We start from the raw sequence: 16,186 nt of genomic DNA on the forward strand, positions 1-16,186 counted from the left end.
GGCCCTGCCTCAGTGGTCTGTGCTCGCCAGCGCCGCCGTCGGCGCCGACCCTGGCTGATGGGTGGGCCGATGGAACAGTCGCTCCAGCCACAAGTATATGACCGGTGTGGTGAACAGCGTCAGCGCCTGGCTCACCAGCAGGCCGCCCACCACCGCGATACCCAGGGGCTGGCGCAGCTCTGCGCCGGGGCCATAGCCGAGCATCAGCGGCAAGGCACCGAGCAGGGCCGCCAGGGTGGTCATCATGATCGGTCGGAAGCGTGTCAGGCACGCCTGGAAAATCGCCTCCTGGGGCGTCATGCCTTGGTTGCGTTGGGCGTCGAGGGCAAAGTCGATCATCAGGATGCCGTTCTTCTTGACGATCCCGATCAGCAACACCAGCCCGATCAGCGCCATGATCGAAAAGTCCTGGCCCAGCAGCCAGAGCATGATCAGCGCGCCGAGGCCGGCCGAGGGCAGGGTAGAGATGATCGTCAACGGGTGCACGAAACTCTCGTAGAGCACGCCGAGGATGATGTACACGGCCACCAGCGCGGCGAGGATCAGCCATGGCTGGCTCGCCAGCGAGCTCTGGAAGGCCTGGGCCGCGCCTTGGAAGTTGCCGGTGATGGCGGCCGGCATGCCGATTTCGTTCTTTGCCTGGTCGAGCAAGAGCACCGCGTCCCCCAGGGCCACGCCGGGCGCCAGGTTGAACGACAGGTTGGCAGCCGGGAACATGCCGTCATGGGCAATGGACAACGGGCCATTGCTCGGCGCATCGAAGCGGGCCAGGGCCGAGAGCGGCACCATTTCCCCACTCAGGGGCGAGCGCAGGTAGAAATACGCCAGGCTTTCGGCCTTGCCCCGTTGCGCGGTGTCGAGCTCCAGGATCACGTTGTACTGGTTGGTCTCGGTCTGGAATTCATTGATCTGCCGTTGGCCGAAGGCATCATACAGGGCCTGGTCGACATCGGTGGCGGTGAGGCCGAAACGTGCCGCCGCGCTGCGGTCGATGTTGATGTGGGTGATGCTGCCGCCCAGTTGCAGGTCGTTGGAGATGTCACGGAACGCCGGGTTGCCACGCAGCTTGTCGGTGAGTTTTTGCGTCCAGGCGTTGAGGCTCGGCCCGTCGTTGCTCTTGAGCACGTATTGATATTGGGCGCGACTGGGGCCGGAGCTGAGGTTGATGTCCTGTCCGGCCCTGAGGTACAGCACTACGCCGGGGATTTTCAGCAATTGCGGGCGGATCCGGTCGATGAAGCCGCTGGCCGACACGTCACGCTCGCCACGGGGCTTGAGGGCGATCCAGAAGCGGCCGTTGGCGATGGTCTGGTTGTTGCCCGAGACACCGACGGAATGGGAGAAGGTCTGCACCGCCGGGTCGGCGGCGACGATTTCGGCCAGGGCCTTGTGCTTGGCGACCATGTCCGGGAACGACACATCGGCGGCGGCTTCGCTGGTGCCCAGTATCAGGCCGGTGTCCTGTACCGGGAAGAACCCCTTGGGGATGAACACGTAGCCCACCACCGCCAGCGCCAGTGTCAGGCCGAACACGCCGATCATCAGTTTCTGATGGGCCAGGGCCCGACGCAGGCCGTGCTCGTACCCGCTCAGCAGGCGTTCGCCGAACCCGGGTCTGCCGTGGGCAGGGTGCACCGGGGCGCGCATGAACAGCGCGGCCAGGGTCGGCGCCAAGGTGAGCGACACCACCACTGAAATCAGGATGGTCGAGGTGGCGGTCAGGGCAAATTCCTTGAACAGGCGCCCGACCACACCGCCCATGAACAGCAGTGGAATGAACGCGGCGATCAGCGAGAAGCTGATGGACACCACGGTGAAGCCAATTTCGCCGGCTCCCTTCATCGCCGCTTCACGCATGCCATCGCCGGCTTCCAGGTGCCGGTGGATGTTCTCCACCACCACAATCGCATCGTCCACCACGAACCCCACCGAGATGACGATCGCCACCAGGGTCAGGTTGTTCAGGCTGAAACCCATCACGTACATCAGGGCGAAACTGGCGGTCAGCGACACCCCCAGCACCGCCGAGACAATCAGGGTCGCCGAGAGCTGGCGCAGGAACAACGCCATCACCGCGACCACCAGCAGCACCGCGATCAGCAAGGTGATTTCCACCTCATGCAGCGAGGCGCGGATGGTCTGGGTGCGGTCGATCAGCACCTTGACCTGCACCGCGGCCGGCAACATGGCTTGCAGGGTAGGCAGGGCTGCCTGGATGCGGTCGACGGTCTCGACGATGTTCGCCCCTGGTTGGCGGAAGATCACCAGGTTGACCCCGGGCTCGTTGTCGGACCAGGCCTGGACGTAGGCGTTTTCCGAGCCGTTGACGACCTTGGCGATGTCCTTGAGGTGAACCGGCGCGCCGTCCTTATAGGACACGATCAGCTCACCGTACTCCTCAGGCTGGAACAACTGGTCGTTGGTGGACAGGGTGGAAATGCTCGAATCGCCGTACAGGGCGCCCTTGGCCAGGTTGAGGCTGGCCTGCTGGAGCGCCAGGCGGATGTCCGCCAGGGTCAGGCCGATGGCGGCGAGCCGGTCAGCCGAGGCCTGGACCCGGATCGCCGGACGCTGCTGGCCGGTGATGTAGATTTGTCCTACGCCATCGATCTGGCTGATCTGACGCGAGAGCAGGGTTTCGACATAGTCGCTCAGCTCGGTGCCGGGCATCAGGGAGGAGCTGACGCTGAGGATCAGCACCGGGCTGTCGGCGGGGTTGACCTTGCGCCAGGTCGGCAGGTTCGGCATGTCGTTGGGCAGTTTGCCGGCGGCGGTGTTGATCGCCGCCTGCACTTCCTGGGCAGCGGTGTCGATGCTTTTATCGAGGCTGAATTGCAGGATCAGGTTGGTCGAGCCCAGGGCGCTGCTGGAGGTCATCTGGGTGATGCCGGGAATGGCGCTGAATTGCACTTCCAGCGGCGTCGCCACCGACGAGGCCATGGTTTCGGGACTGGCCCCAGGCAACTGCGCGTTAACCTGGATGGTCGGGAATTCCGCCTCCGGCAACGGCGCGACGGGCAGGCGAGGAAACGCGATCACGCCCAGCAGTACCAGGGCAAACGTCAGCAGCACCGTGGCGATGGGGTGGTCGATGCACCACGCCGAAACCGAGCCGCGGCCCTTCACGGTTGCGGCTCCGAGGTCTTGGCCAGGGCGGGCGGATCGCTGAGCACCTGGATGTGGCTGCCTGGCTTGAGCCGTGACTGACCGTCGCTCACCAGTTGGTCGCCAGCGTTCACCCCTTTGATGATGTGCATGTCGCTGTCCTGGTAAACCATGACCACCGGCACGCTCTCGACCTTGTCGCCCTTGATCCGGTACACGAAGTGTTGCTCCAGCCCGCGCTGGACCACGGTGGGAGGTACCACCAGGGCGTCCTTGTCGAGGGCGGTCTGGATCTTCAGTGTCACCAGTTGCCCGGGCCACAGCCGTTGGGCGGCGTTGTTGAATTCAGCCTTGGCCCGCAGGGTCCCGGTGTTGGCGTTGATCTGGTTGTCGATGAGGCTCAGGCGCCCCTCGCCGAGCAGTTCCCCGGTGGCGCCGTCGGCACCGATATAGGCCTTGACCAAGGCTTGCTCGGGCGCCGCGATCAACCGTTGCAAGGTGGGCAGCATTTGCTGGGGCAGGGAGAACTCCACGGCGATCGGGTCGATCTGGGTCACCGTGAACAGGCCTTCGGTGTCGCTGGTACGCAGGAAGTTGCCTTCATCCACATTGCGAATGCCGACGCGACCGCTCACCGGGGAGCGGATCTGGGTGTAGGACAGTTGCACCTGCGCCGAGTCGATGGCCGCCTGGTTGCCCTGGGCGGTGGCCTTGAGCTGGTTGACCAGCGCCTGCTGCTGGTCGTAGGTCTGCTTCGAGACGCCGTCATCGACGCTCAGTAATTTGTAGCGCTTGAGATTGACCTGGGCCACCGCCAGCTGCGCCTGGCTCTCGCCGAGTTGGGCCCGGGCCTGGTCGAGGCTGGCGCGGATCGAACGATCGTCGATGGTCGCCAGCAGGTCACCCTTCTTGACCAGTTGCCCTTCCTTGACCTGCAGTTGGGTTAGGATGCCGTCGATCTGCGGCCGGATGACCACGCTGTGCAGCGACAGGACCGTACCGATGCCGCTGGCAAAGCGCGGTACATCCTTTTGCACCACGCTGACGACCCGCACCGGAACGGCGGCCGGTGCGCTGGGCTTGGTGGTCACGGGCTTGAGCACAAACCAGAGGACGAGGGCCGCCAGGGCGACCAACAGCACGACGAGCAGGACGGTTTTCTTCTGGGTGTGCATGGATATGAAGGGCCGGTTCGGGACACAGGAGTTGGAGCTTTCTTATATAGCGTTACGAGCCGGTCAGGAAGGTGACGGCTAACTGACAGGCTTGTCAGTTTTGTCCCGGCTTGCTGTCAGATGAATGGTTGTGCCAGATGAAACTGCCCTGCGCGCGGCGATATCGGGCAGGTATACTGGCGCCTTTCGCGGCTCGCCCTTCGGGCCCGACTTGCATGCATGACCCGGAGCCTTACATGACTTCCCCGACACCTTCGCCAGCCGATGAACTCCCTGGCGGTGAACAGGCCGATTTGTCCGACAGCGATGTTTCCAGCGCCGAGGACGCCAAAGCGGCGATTCCTGCCTTCAAATTCCCGTTCAAACCCGGTGAACTGGCTGCGGCCAAGGGCGCCGGCCAGCAGCCGTGGTACAAGAACGGCGCGAAGAATGGCCATACCAAGACCCCGGGTGCCGCGCCTCCCGGCACGCGTCGTTCGATGGGCAAGCGCTGACATCATCCTTCACGCACGGGGGCGACTTCAGTTCGCGACCCGTGCGCCTGCCAGGCTTCCACTCAATTCGTAAGCCGCCAGCTCAGACTGGTGCGCCGCGAGGATTTCCGGCAACGAGCCTCGCAGGTACTCGACCCAGGTCTTGATCTTCGCATCCAGGTATTGACGCGACGGGTAGATGGCATAGAGGTTCAGTTCCTGGGAGCGGTAGTTGGGCATGACCCGCACCAGCGTGCCGTTGCGCAAGCCTTCGATGGCCGCGTACACCGGCAATACCCCCACGCCCATGCCGCTGGTGATCGCGGTTTTCATCGCATCGGCGGAATTGACCAGGAACGGTGAGCTGTTGATGGTGACCATCTCCTGGCCTTCCGGGCCGTCGAACACCCATTTTTCCAGCGGAATGACCGGGCTGACCAGGCGCAGGCAGGCGTGGTTGAGCAGGTCGCTGGGTTTTTGCGGGCAGCCGCTGGCTTTCACGTAGGCAGGCGATGCGCAGACGATGCTGTAGGTGATCCCCAGGCGCTGGGAGACGAAGCCCGAATCCGGCAGCTCGCTGGCGAGCACGATGGAGACGTCGTAGCCCTCGTCGAGGATGTCCGGCACCCGGTTGGCCAGGGTCAGGTCGAAGGTCACATCCGGATGGGTCTTGCGGTAACGGGCGATGGCGTCGATCACGAAATGCTGGCCGATGCCGGTCATCGTGTGGACCTTCAACTGCCCGGCGGGGCGCGCATGGGCGTCGCTGGCCTCGGCTTCCGCTTCTTCGACATAAGCCAGGATCTGCTCGCACCGCAACAAGTAGCGTTTACCTGCCTCGGTCAGGGCAATGCGGCGAGTGGTGCGGTTGAGCAGGCGGGTTTGCAGATGGGCTTCCAGGTTGGAAACCGCACGCGAGACGTTGGCTGTGGTGGTGTCGAGTTGCTGAGCGGCGGCGGTGAAACTGCCGGCTTCGGCAACACAGCTGAACGCGCGCATGTTTTGCAAGGTGTCCATGGAGGGCTCTCTTGGGAGGTGGCAAATTGTGACACGAAGTTACAGAGCTGCGGGACCCGACTAATGGATTATCGCGTTAACGGTAACAAAGATTCACAGAAAGGTCGGCTTATCGCCGTTCGGCCGGGTGCCTAGAATTGCCGCCAAAGCAGGAGCGGGCCTTGGCGGGCACCTGTGGGAGCAAGCTCGCTCCCACAAGGTTTGCCGTTAGCAGGCAGCCATCCTCGTCGTCATGCCCCTCTCAGGAATTTTGCGCAAGTGCCGCGTTGCATCAGCAGAGAGCTGAAGACTCTCAGTGTTTGGGTTCTGACATTAACCATCAGCGGTTGCATCGGGACTGGAGGGATTGGGCCGCAAAGCCAGGTATTGCCGGCCAACCAACTGGCGACCGATGCCGCCATCCGCGAGGCCGCCCGCGACGCCCACTGGCCCACCCGCCAGTGGTGGCAAGCCTATGGCGATCGGCAACTGGATCGCTGGATCAACCTGGCCGTGCAGGACAGCCCGAGCCTGGCCATAGCCGCCGCGCGGGTGCGCCAGGCCAAGGCCATGGCCGGTGTTGCCGAGGCCGCCGAGTCGCTGCAGATCAATGGCGAGGCGACCCTCAAGCGGCATAACTGGCCCACCGATCAGTTCTATGGCCCGGGCGAGTTGGCCGACACCACGACCTGGGACAACAACGCCGCCCTGGGCTTGAGCTACGCCCTGGACCTGTGGGGCCGCGAGCGCAATGCCAGTGAACGGGCGGTTGACCTGGCCCATGCCAGTGTCGCTGAGGCGCGCCAGGCGCAACTGGAACTGCAAAGCAACATCGTGCGCGCCTACATCCAGTTTTCACTGCACTACGCCCAGCGCGATATCGTCGCCGCAACCCTCCATCAACAAGAGCAGATTCTCGACCTTGCGCAGAAGCGCCTGGACGGTGGCATCGGCACCCATTTCGAAGTCAGCCAGGCCCAAGCGCCATTGCCCGAGACCCATCGCCAACTCGACGCCCTGGACGAAGCCATCGCCTTGAGCCGCAATCAGTTGGCGGCGCTGGCGGGCAAGGGGCCGGGAGAGGGCGCGCAATTGCAACGTCCGGCCCTGGCTCTCGGCGCGCCCTTGAAGTTGCCGTCGACCTTGCCCGCCGAACTGCTCGGCCAGCGCCCGGATGTGGTGGCGGGACGTTGGCAAGTGCAAGCCCAGGCTCGAGGGATCGACGTCGCCCGCGCCGGTTTTTATCCCAATGTCGATCTGGTGGGCAGCCTGGGCTACATGGCCACCGGTGGCGGCATGCTGGAGTTCCTCACCGGCAAGAAGCTCACCTACAACGTCGGGCCGGCGATCACGTTGCCGATTTTCGATGGCGGGCGCCTGCGCTCGCAATTGGGCGAGGCGGCCGCCGGTTATGACCTCGCCGTGGCGCACTACAACCAGACCCTGCTCAACGCGCTCAAGAGCATCTCTGATCAGTTGATCCGTCGCGAATCCATGGACAAGCAAGACGCCTTCGCCGCCGAGTCCGTGGCGGCCGCGCAACGCACCTACGACATCGCGCTGGTGGCGTTCCAGCGCGGGCTCACCGACTACCTCAACGTGCTCAATGCCCAGAGCCTGTTGTTCAAGCAGCAACAGGTGCAACAACAGGTGGAGGCCGCTCGCTTGAGTGCCCACGCCGACCTGGTGACAGCGCTGGGCGGTGGGCTGGAAGCCGGCAACGACTCCCCCGACTTGAGCCATGCTGAGTAGTTCTATTGTGATGTCTTTATTCGCTCCTGCCCGCTGGCTCTATCGCCTCGAATGGCGCCGTGGTTTCTTCGACTGGGCCCGCAGCGACGGGGTGACCTGGGTCTATATCTTCAAGGTCCTGTTCGCGGCGTTCCTGACCTTGTGGCTGGCGATGCGCCTTGAGCTGCCGCAACCGCGCACGGCCATGATCACTGTGTTCATCGTCATGCAGCCCCAGAGCGGGCAGGTGTTCGCCAAGAGTTTCTACCGCTTTCTCGGCACCCTGGCCGGATCGGCGGTGATGGTGGCGCTGATCGCCTTGTTTGCCCAGAACACCGAGCCATTCCTCGTTTGCCTGGCGGTCTGGGTTGGCTTCTGTTCGGCAGGGGCGGCGCGTTATCGCAACTTCCGCGCCTATGGTTTTGTGCTGGCCGGCTACACCGCTGCGATGATCGGCCTGCCGGCCCTGGCCCATCCGGAAGGCGCGTTCATGGCGGCGGTCTGGCGCGTGCTGGAGATTTCCCTGGGGATTCTCTGCGCCACCCTGGTCAGCGCCGCGATCCTGCCGCAAACCGCCAGTGCCGCCATGCGCAATGCCTTGTACCAACGTTTTGGGGTATTTGCCCTGTTTGTCACCGATGGCCTGCGTGGGCGCAGCAAGCGGGAGACCTTCGAAGCGCGCAACGTGGGCTTCATTGCCGAGGCGGTGGGCCTGGAAAGCCTGCGCAGCGTGACCGTGTTCGAAGACCCGCACATGCGTCGGCGCAACGGCCGGCTCAGTCGCTTGAACAGCGAATTCATGGGCATCACCACCCGCTTCAACGCTTTGCACCAATTGCTGGAGCGCTTGCGCAGCAGCGCGGCGGATCACGTGGTCAACGCCATCAAGCCAGGCTTGCAAACCTTGGCTGAACTGCTCGACGGTTTCAGTGGCCGCGCCCTGACCGACGCCGATGCGGCCCGTCTGGCGGCGGCGCTGGCCGAGTACAAGGCCGAGCTGTCGGCCCAGGTGCGAAGGCTACGGGCGTTGTTCCAGGAAACGGCGCCCAGTGATGGGCAGCAACTGGACTTCCATACCGCCTACGAGCTGCTTTATCGCTTCGTCGACGACTTGCACGGCTATGCCCTGACTCACGCCTCCCTGGCTGATCATCGCCACGAACGTGAACGCTGGGACGAGCCGTTCGTGCCGCAGACCAACTGGCTGGCCGCCATGGCATCGGGTATTCGTGCCGCCTTCATCCTGTTGGTGCTGGGCAGCTACTGGGTCGCTACGGCTTGGCCGAGCGGCGCGACCATGACGATGATCGCCGCCGCCACCGTGGGCTTGTCGGCCGCGACGCCGAACCCCAAGCGCATGGCGTTCCAGATGGCCTGCGGCACGTTGTTCGGGGCGCTGATCGGCTTTGTCGAGATGTTCTTCATCTTCCCGTTGATCGACGGCTTCCCGTTGCTCTGCGTGATGCTGGCGCCGGTGATCATGCTCGGTTCGTTCCTCAGCTCGCGACCGAAATACGCCGGGGTAGGGCTGGGTCTGCTGATCTTTTTCAGCACCGGTTCGGTGCCGGACAACCTGACGGTCTACAACCCCTACGCTTTCATCAACGATTACCTCGCGATGATTCTCGGCATGCTGGTGTGTGCCGCGGCCGGGGCAATCATTCTGCCGCCCAACAGTCGCTGGTTGTGGCGCCGGCTCGAACAGGATTTGCGCGAGCAAGTGGTGTTTGCCATCAGTGGCAAGCTCAAGGGCCTGGCGTCGAGCTTCGAAAGTGGTACCCGCGACTTGCTGCATCAGGCCTACGGGCTGGCAGCGGGGCAGCCTCGGGTGCAACGGGACTTGCTGCGCTGGATGTTCGTGGTGCTGGAGGTCGGCCACGCGATTATCGAGCTGCGCAAGGAACAGGCGATGTTGCCGGTGCATCCGGCTTATGCGCAAAGCCAGCCGTGGCGCCAGGCCATTCGTGTGATGGGGCGGGCGCTGGTGCGGCTGTTCCGCCAACCGAGCCAGAGCAATCTGGAGCGTGCCCTGGTGGCGGTGGACCACGCCATCGGCCGCGTGCAGGCCACTGACGAACCCTTCGCCCCGCATTTCGACACCTCGGCCCTGCGCCGGGTGAAAAGCTACCTGCATTTCATCCGCACCTCGTTGCTGGACCCGCAATCGCCATTGGCCGGCTATGTCATACCGCATGCCCTGCCGCCAGCCACACCGCTGCTCCAGGAACCTGAACATGCCCCGTGAGATCGCCTTCCATGGTGTGTACATGCCCACCATGACCTTGATGTTTTTCATCGCCGCGGCCCTGGCCTGGGCCTTGGACCGCTTCCTGTCGGGGCTGGACCTGTACCGCTTCTTCTGGCACCCGGCGTTGCTGCGCCTGAGTCTGTTTTCTTGTCTGTTCGGCGCCCTGGCGCTGACGGTCTACCGTTGAGATCGATGCGATGAAAAAGTTTTTCAGCCTGCTGGCGACACTGTTGGTGCTGGCCCTGGCGCTGTGGATCGGCCGTACCCTGTGGGTGCATTACATGAACACCCCCTGGACCCGTGATGGGCGGGTGCGGGCCGACATCATCAACGTGGCCGCCGATGTCAGCGGCGAGGTGGTCGAAGTGCCGGTGCGCGACAACCAGTCGGTAAAAAAGGGTGAGCTGTTGATGCGCATCGATCCTGAACATTACCGCATCGCCGTGAAGCAGGCTCGCTCCCTGGTGGCGTCGCGCAAAGCCACGTGGGAGATGCGCAAGGTCAACGCCCATCGGCGTGCCGACCTGGACAGCCTGGTGATCTCCCGGGAAAACCGCGACGACGCCAGCAACATCGCCGACTCGGCCCTGGCCGATTACCAGCAGGCCCAGGCGCAGTTGGAAGCCGCCGAGCTGAACCTGGCGCGCACCGAAGTTCGCGCGGCGGTGGATGGCTACGTCACCAACCTCAATGTGCACCGTGGCGACTACGCCCGCATCGGCGAGGCGAAGATGGCCGTGGTGGACATGAATTCGTTCTGGGTCTATGGCTTCTTCGAAGAAACCAAATTGCCCAAGGTGCGGGTCGGTGATTCAGCGCAGTTGCAGTTGATGAGCGGTGAGATGCTCAAGGGGCATGTGGAAAGTATTTCCCGTGGTATCTACGATCGGGACAACCCGCAAAGTCGCGAGTTGATCGCTGATGTGAATCCGACCTTCAACTGGGTGCGCCTGGCCCAGCGAGTGCCGGTGCGGATTCATCTCGATGACGTGCCGGACGGCGTGCTGCTGGCGGCGGGGATGACCTGTACGGTGGTGGTCGAGCCTCAGTAGCGCGACCAAGCAGGATCAATGTGGGAGCGAGCTTGCTCGCGATAGCGGTGGGTCAGCCTGGGCAGATATTGGCTGTGCTGCCGTCATCGCGAGCAAGCTCGCTCCCACAGGGCAGCGGGGGTTATCGAGGATGCTGCGGTCAACGCAGGATCAATGTGGGAGCGAGCTTGCTCGCGATAGCGGTGGGTCAGCCTGGGAAGATATTGGCTGTGCTGCCGTCATCGCGAGCAAGCTCGCTCCCACAGGGGAGCGGGGGTTATCGAGGATGCTGCGGTCAACGCAGGAGCCATGTGGGAGCGAGCCTGCTCGCGAAAGCGGTGGGTCAGTTGGCCTTGATGCTGGCAATGCCGTCGTCTTCGCGAGCAGGCTCGCTCCCACATTGGGCACCCTTAAAGCGAACGGCCCAGCCCAAACCGCTTCATCAAGCCCTTCTCCAGCAATCCCTTGGGTAACAACCCTGCCATCAAAGGCAGTGCTCGGCTGCCATTGCCCAGGCGCAGCAGGCGCGGGGGCTTGGGTTGTTGTGCGGCCTTGAGCAGGCCGGCGGCGAATTCGGGGGCCGGGGTCGGGTTGTCCTGGGAGGCCCTGGCCCGGGCGCGGATGCCGTCGCGCAGGGGCCACCAGGGCGATTGTTCGCTGATCAGCTGTTCGGCTTCATGGCCGGCATTCTTGGCGAAGCTGGAGGCGATGGCGCCGGGTTGGACCTCCATCACACGGATGCCGAACGGCGCCAGTTCCATGCGCAAGGCATCGCTCAAGGCATGCACCGCGGCCTTCGAGGCGCAGTAGGCCCCGGCAAACGGCGTGACCAGCACCCCGGAAACGCTGCCGATGTTCACCACCAGCCCCTTGGCCCGACGCAATACCGGGAACAGCGCGCGGGTGACCCCGACGATGGCGAACACATTGGTTTCGAACTGACGCTGCATGGCCGGTACGCCGCCGTCCAGGAGAGGGCCCATGGCGCCGTAGCCGGCATTGTTGATCAGCACATCCAGGCCGCCATGTTGCTGGTTGATCCGTTCGTTGAGTTGTTCCAGGGCCTGGCCGTCGTTGACGTCCAGTTGCACGGCGGTGAACCCGGCGGCGCTGAGCGTCGCTACGTCTTCAACCTTGCGCGCCGTGGCCCAGACCTGATAGCCCGCCGTCTTGAAGGCGTCGGCGAGGGCGCGGCCAATGCCGCTGGAACATCCGGTAATCAGCGCAACAGGCATAGCGCATTCCTTGTGCAAAAAGTGGGGGAGAGCAATCAGTTGGAAAAGCTGCCGTGCAATCGCTCGGCGCGAAACTCCAGGGTCTGCGGGCGATAACCCGGTCGCAGGGGTGGCAGGGGCAGGCAGTCTTGCCACTCAGCGCCGGCCTGCAATTGGCCGGGGCCCCGGTAGCGCGGTGCGTCGTAGGGGGTATCGGCCAGGTTGATGGTGTCGCCAGGCGCATAGGCCGCGACCCGCCAGCGCAATTCGATCAGCGGCACGTCATTGGTGTTTTTCAGGTTCAGCGACAGCGGCCGGTCGGCGGGGCATTGTCCGGGGGCATAGGCCATGCGCATTTCCAGGCGCTCCAATTGCCGGGTCTCGCGGTTTTCCTGCCAGAGCACCCACGCCGCCACCAGCCCCAGGCCGATGAACGCCGCCAAAGACACCGGCAAGGCCTTGGCCGGGTAGCGCAACAGCAGGATGAGCCAGGTAATGACCAGCAAGACGCCGATAAACATGGTGGAAGCCTCCGATACCGTAGGCCCATCCTACCGAAGGGAGCGGTCAGTGTTGAAGCGATGATAACGCTCATCGCGCGCGGCAAAAAAAAGCCCCCACCCAACCCACTGCGGATAGGGGACGCAGTGGGCTGGACGGGGGCTTCTCTTTTACGAGGGGTTACTGCGCGATGGTCTTCACCGACACGCCGCGTTCGACCGGGGTGGAACGACCATAGATGTCTTCGAAACGCTCGATGTCGTCTTCGCCCAGGTAGCTGCCGGACTGCACTTCGATGATTTCCAGTGGGATCTTGCCCGGGTTGCGCAGACGGTGGACCGACGCGATCGGGATGTAGGTCGACTGGTTTTCGCAGAGCAGGAACACGTTCTCGTCGCAGGTCACTTCGGCGGTGCCGCTGACCACGATCCAGTGTTCGGCACGGTGGTGGTGCATCTGCAGCGACAGGCACGCGCCCGGCTTGACCGAGATGTGCTTGACCTGGAAACGACCGCCCATGTCCACCGAGTCATAGGAACCCCACGGACGATAGACCTCGCAGTGGTTCTGGGTCTCGGTGCGACCCTGGGCGTTGAGGGTGTTGACCATCTGCTTGACGCCTTGGACCTTGTCCTTGTGGGCGATCATCATGGCGTCCTTGGTTTCGACCACCACGATGTTGTCCAGGCCGATCACCGACACCAGCTTGCCGTTGCCGTGGATCATGCAGTTGCGGCTGTCCTGGACCACCACGTCGCCTTTGGTGACGTTGCCGTTGGCATCCTTGGGATTGACTTCCCACAGCGACGACCAGCAGCCGACATCGCTCCAACCCGCCGACAGTGGGACCACGCAGGCGCGCTGGGTTTTTTCCATCACGGCGTAGTCGATGGAGTTGTCCGGGCAGCAGGCGAAGGTGGCTTCGTCGAGCGTGATGGTGTCGGCGGTCTGCTCACTGCGCTCCAGGGTCAGCAGGCAGGTGTCGTAGATGTCCGGATCGTGCTTTTTCAGCTCTTCGAGGAAACGGCTGGCGCGGAACAGGAACATGCCGCTGTTCCAGAAGTAACCGCCGGCCTCGACGAACTCGGTGGCACGCTTGACGTCGGGTTTTTCGACGAAGTGCGAAACGCGGCTCACGCCTTCAGGCAGCAGCGCGTCGTTGGTCGATTTGATGTAGCCGTAGCCGGTTTCCGGTTTGGTCGCCGGTACACCGAACAGCACCATTTCGCCACGCTCGGCGGCCACGGTGGCCAGGGCCAGGGCGCGTTGCAGGGCTTTCTGGTCATCGATCACGTGGTCGGCCGGCAGTACCAGCATCAACTCGTCGCGGCCTTCGTTGACCAGCATCATCGCGGTCAGCGCCACGGCCGGCGCGGTGTTACGCCCGAACGGTTCCATCAGGATGCGCTGGGCTTCGAGCTTACGGTTGCTCAACTGCTCGTTGACGATGAAACGGTGGTCTTTGTTGCAGACCACGATCGGCGTGTCCATGCCTTCGAACACCAGGCGCTCGAGGGTCTGCTGGAACAGGGTGTGTTCACCGGTCAGGGCCAGGAACTGTTTAGGGAATTGCTTGCGCGAAAGCGGCCAAAGACGTGAGCCACTACCACCTGACAAGATCACCGGAATCATGTTTGTTACTCCTTGAAGCGAAATGGTTGTTAGAGCTACTGCGTTCTGTCGTTTCACTCTCTTGTTTTTGTTCCGTGCCTGAATGACGCCAGTGTCCAGTGTGGGAGCGAGCTTGCTCGCGATGACCGAGTGTCAGTCGACATCCATGCTGGATGTCGTACCGCAATCGCGAGCAAGCTCGCTCCCCCAGGGGTACAGCGTCAATCAGGCGAATCCATCAGCGTGTCGACACTGGACGCTTTACCCAGACCGGCGACAAGCTGCTTCCGGAGCCAGTGACGTACAGCACGGCCGCTTCGCCGCGCTCCAGGGCCACGGGCTTGAGGTCGCCGACTTTCTTGTCGCCGTCGAACAGGGCCAGGGACACTTTCACCGGGTTGATCTCACGTTCGCCACGGCCCTTGGCGGCCACGTTCGGCACCACTTCGGTCTTGCCGTCGGCGGTCTTGAGGGTCAGTGCCTTGTCGCTGAGGTTCTGCACGCGGACCAGGGACTTCTGCTTGTTCTTGAACGGCGGTTCTTCGATCAGTTGAGGTTGGCCGCTGGCGTTGTTGACCAGGGTGTAATAGTGATCGGAGGCCAGTTTCACCGGTACGGTCTGGCTGCCGACCTTGGCGCTGTAGTCGCCACCGGGCATGAAGCTGAAGTCGCTGCTGGCCAAGGGGGCTACGTCGCTGATGTTGGTGCTGCCGACGGTGGCGCTGACTTCGGCATTGGCGGCGTTATAGACCCGCACGAAGCTCGAGCCTTTTGGCGCGACCGGGCCGTACAGGGCCGAGTCACCGGCAAAGGCGGAGAGGGAAAGGGCGCTCATGCTGGCGACGAGGGCAACGGCCTTGAAGGAGCGAGCAGCGAGACGGCGAGGAGTAGTGTTGAAAGTCATGGTGGACCTCTCTTTCAGTTTTGCGCCCGGTCGGGCGTCTCGGATGGGGTGTTGGCGGCTACGTTCTGTTGACGCGCACCGGCTTGTTTGAGCTCTGCGACCCACTGTGGGTCGGCGTCGCCGATTTCGTTGTTCACGGGCAGATAACGTTCAGGGAACTCCCAGATCAGCACCTGTGGCGGGCTGTTCTTGAAGGCGTCGCTCTTGAGGTAGCTGAGCATCGGCAGAATCGGGCCGTGGCCGTCTTCGGCGTAGTTCACGACGTCGCTGTGCAGGGCTTGCTTGAGTGCACCGACGAAGTTCCAGTTGGGGTTGGCGCTGTAGCTGGTGCCGATCAGGGCCACCGGCACCTGGGCGTCGGCGAACAGTGCATCGTCGCCGGCTGGCTGGTCGTCGGCTTCGCGGGTGTTGCGCTTGACCAGCGGTTCCTGGGCCGGCATCAGGTTTTCGAACAGCGGGTCCAGGGGCAGGAACTGGCGCAGGTCGCCCTTGTGGGTGATTTTTTCCGCAGGTTCGGTGACGAAGCGTTGTGGCTCACCGTTGAGCGGCGCACGTTCGGCAATGGCCTTGGCCAAGTTCTCGGCAGCGACCTGGGCACCTTCCGGGGTCCAGTGGGTGTCGGTGCGCAGGAACACTTGCTGGCCGCTTTGCTTGGCCTGTTGCAGTGGACCGAGCAAGTCAGGGGCGATGATCTTGTCCGCCGCCACACGGGCGTGGAAATCCTGGTAAAGGTTGGCGTGAATGCTCGACGGCTTCACTTCGCCCAGGTGCTCAGGGTACAGCCGCGCCTTGGCCGGCACGATCGCCATGACCAGGGTCACGCCTTGTTCCTTGAGCTTCTGGCGCACGCCCTCGACCAGGGCGTAGTTGCCTTGCAGGTTCAGTTCTTCGTTGACGATCGGGTTGAACTCTTCGTCGCTGTACAGCCACTGGTCGCGGCCCAGGACCACGCCTTTGCGGCCTTCGTTGAACAGCTTGTAGTCCAGCGCGGCCCAGATGTTGGTGCCCAGGCGCTTGATCGGGAACTCGTCGTCGTAGTGCGTTTCCACGGCCTTGGTCCAGCGCCCGTTGAGCACGGTGGCGTCGGGGTTAGTGCTGAAGCCGAAGAAGCTGCGCATCGACCACAGGCCCAGGGCTATCAGGATCAGCATGAACAGTGCGACGTAGAAGATGCGTAATGAGCGGGTCATGTTCAGA

Annotated in this window: 13 protein-coding genes; 5 read left to right on the plus strand and 8 right to left on the minus strand. The window is 63.4% G+C overall.

Annotated elements, in window-relative coordinates:
• Positions 1-9: 9 nt before the first annotated feature.
• Both KI237_RS05400 and KI237_RS05405 read right to left on the minus strand, forming a co-directional pair.
• Complete coding sequence (locus KI237_RS05400) at positions 10-3,126, minus strand: multidrug efflux RND transporter permease subunit (protein ID WP_212799095.1); 3,117 nt, start codon at positions 3,124-3,126, stop codon at positions 10-12.
• A complete protein-coding gene (locus KI237_RS05405) occupies positions 3,123-4,280 on the minus strand; it encodes an efflux RND transporter periplasmic adaptor subunit (protein ID WP_212799096.1) in 1,158 nt (385 codons plus the stop codon). The genes KI237_RS05400 and KI237_RS05405 overlap by 4 nt, the downstream gene beginning before the upstream one ends.
• Before the next feature lie 236 nt (positions 4,281-4,516).
• Between KI237_RS05405 and KI237_RS05410 the strand changes: the two genes are divergently transcribed.
• Complete coding sequence (locus KI237_RS05410; protein WP_018606117.1) at positions 4,517-4,774, plus strand: hypothetical protein; 258 nt, start codon at positions 4,517-4,519, stop codon at positions 4,772-4,774.
• A 27-nt stretch (positions 4,775-4,801) separates the two neighbouring features.
• Here KI237_RS05410 and KI237_RS05415 read toward each other — a convergent pair whose 3' ends face one another.
• Positions 4,802-5,770: a LysR family transcriptional regulator gene (locus KI237_RS05415; protein WP_212799097.1), complete on the minus strand. Its 969-nt coding sequence runs from the start codon at positions 5,768-5,770 to the stop codon at positions 4,802-4,804.
• Between the two features lie 258 nt (positions 5,771-6,028).
• Between KI237_RS05415 and KI237_RS05420 the strand changes: the two genes are divergently transcribed.
• From KI237_RS05420 to KI237_RS05435, 4 genes are read left to right on the plus strand one after another with little or no spacing between them, the layout of a single operon-like run.
• Complete coding sequence (locus KI237_RS05420; RefSeq protein ID WP_212799098.1) at positions 6,029-7,501, plus strand: efflux transporter outer membrane subunit; 1,473 nt, start codon at positions 6,029-6,031, stop codon at positions 7,499-7,501.
• Positions 7,502-7,508: 7 nt separating this feature from the next.
• Positions 7,509-9,725: an FUSC family protein gene (locus KI237_RS05425; RefSeq protein WP_212800559.1), complete on the plus strand. Its 2,217-nt coding sequence runs from the start codon at positions 7,509-7,511 to the stop codon at positions 9,723-9,725.
• On the plus strand, positions 9,715-9,915 hold the full coding sequence (locus KI237_RS05430; RefSeq protein ID WP_212799099.1) for a DUF1656 domain-containing protein: 201 nt from the start codon (positions 9,715-9,717) through the stop codon (positions 9,913-9,915). Before KI237_RS05425 ends, KI237_RS05430 begins: the two co-directional genes overlap by 11 nt.
• 10 nt (positions 9,916-9,925) lie before the next feature.
• On the plus strand, positions 9,926-10,780 hold the full coding sequence (locus tag KI237_RS05435) for an efflux RND transporter periplasmic adaptor subunit (RefSeq protein ID WP_212799100.1): 855 nt from the start codon (positions 9,926-9,928) through the stop codon (positions 10,778-10,780).
• A gap of 389 nt (positions 10,781-11,169) precedes the next feature.
• Here the strand turns inward: KI237_RS05435 and KI237_RS05440 are convergent, their stop codons facing one another.
• The 5 genes from KI237_RS05440 to KI237_RS05460 all read right to left on the minus strand — a co-directional run bounded on the left by KI237_RS05440 (position 11,170) and on the right by KI237_RS05460 (position 16,179).
• Positions 11,170-11,994, minus strand: a complete 825-nt coding sequence (locus tag KI237_RS05440; RefSeq protein ID WP_212799101.1) for an SDR family oxidoreductase — start codon at positions 11,992-11,994, stop codon at positions 11,170-11,172.
• Between the two features lie 35 nt (positions 11,995-12,029).
• On the minus strand, positions 12,030-12,494 hold the full coding sequence (locus KI237_RS05445; protein WP_212799102.1) for a multidrug transporter: 465 nt from the start codon (positions 12,492-12,494) through the stop codon (positions 12,030-12,032).
• 160 nt (positions 12,495-12,654) lie between these two features.
• Positions 12,655-14,106 (minus strand): mannose-1-phosphate guanylyltransferase/mannose-6-phosphate isomerase, encoded by a 1,452-nt coding sequence (locus KI237_RS05450; protein ID WP_212799103.1) that lies wholly within the window; start codon positions 14,104-14,106, stop codon positions 12,655-12,657.
• A 217-nt stretch (positions 14,107-14,323) separates the two neighbouring features.
• Entirely contained in the window at positions 14,324-14,989 is a 666-nt protein-coding gene (locus KI237_RS05455) for an alginate O-acetyltransferase AlgF (protein WP_212799104.1), read from the minus strand.
• 14 nt (positions 14,990-15,003) lie between these two features.
• Positions 15,004-16,179, minus strand: a complete 1,176-nt coding sequence (locus tag KI237_RS05460; protein ID WP_212799105.1) for an alginate O-acetyltransferase — start codon at positions 16,177-16,179, stop codon at positions 15,004-15,006.
• Positions 16,180-16,186: the final 7 nt, after the last annotated feature.

The sequence above is a fragment of the Pseudomonas sp. St316 genome (assembly GCF_018325905.1).
In the GTDB taxonomy this organism is placed as follows: domain Bacteria; phylum Pseudomonadota; class Gammaproteobacteria; order Pseudomonadales; family Pseudomonadaceae; genus Aquipseudomonas.

Bases quoted from the DNA above. Each gene is read 5' to 3' on its own strand.
- KI237_RS05405 (WP_212799096.1), bottom strand. From the start codon at position 4,280: ATGCACACCCAGAAGAAAACCGTCCTGCTCGTCGTGCTGTTGGTCGCC.
- KI237_RS05410 (WP_018606117.1), top strand. From the start codon at position 4,517: ATGACTTCCCCGACACCTTCGCCAGCCGATGAACTCCCTGGCGGTGAA.
- KI237_RS05415 (WP_212799097.1), bottom strand. From the start codon at position 5,770: ATGGACACCTTGCAAAACATGCGCGCGTTCAGCTGTGTTGCCGAAGCC.
- KI237_RS05430 (WP_212799099.1), top strand. From the start codon at position 9,715: ATGCCCCGTGAGATCGCCTTCCATGGTGTGTACATGCCCACCATGACC.
- KI237_RS05435 (WP_212799100.1), top strand. From the start codon at position 9,926: ATGAAAAAGTTTTTCAGCCTGCTGGCGACACTGTTGGTGCTGGCCCTG.
- KI237_RS05440 (WP_212799101.1), bottom strand. From the start codon at position 11,994: ATGCCTGTTGCGCTGATTACCGGATGTTCCAGCGGCATTGGCCGCGCC.
- KI237_RS05445 (WP_212799102.1), bottom strand. From the start codon at position 12,494: ATGTTTATCGGCGTCTTGCTGGTCATTACCTGGCTCATCCTGCTGTTG.
- KI237_RS05450 (WP_212799103.1), bottom strand. From the start codon at position 14,106: ATGATTCCGGTGATCTTGTCAGGTGGTAGTGGCTCACGTCTTTGGCCG.
- KI237_RS05455 (WP_212799104.1), bottom strand. From the start codon at position 14,989: ATGACTTTCAACACTACTCCTCGCCGTCTCGCTGCTCGCTCCTTCAAG.
- KI237_RS05460 (WP_212799105.1), bottom strand. From the start codon at position 16,179: ATGACCCGCTCATTACGCATCTTCTACGTCGCACTGTTCATGCTGATC.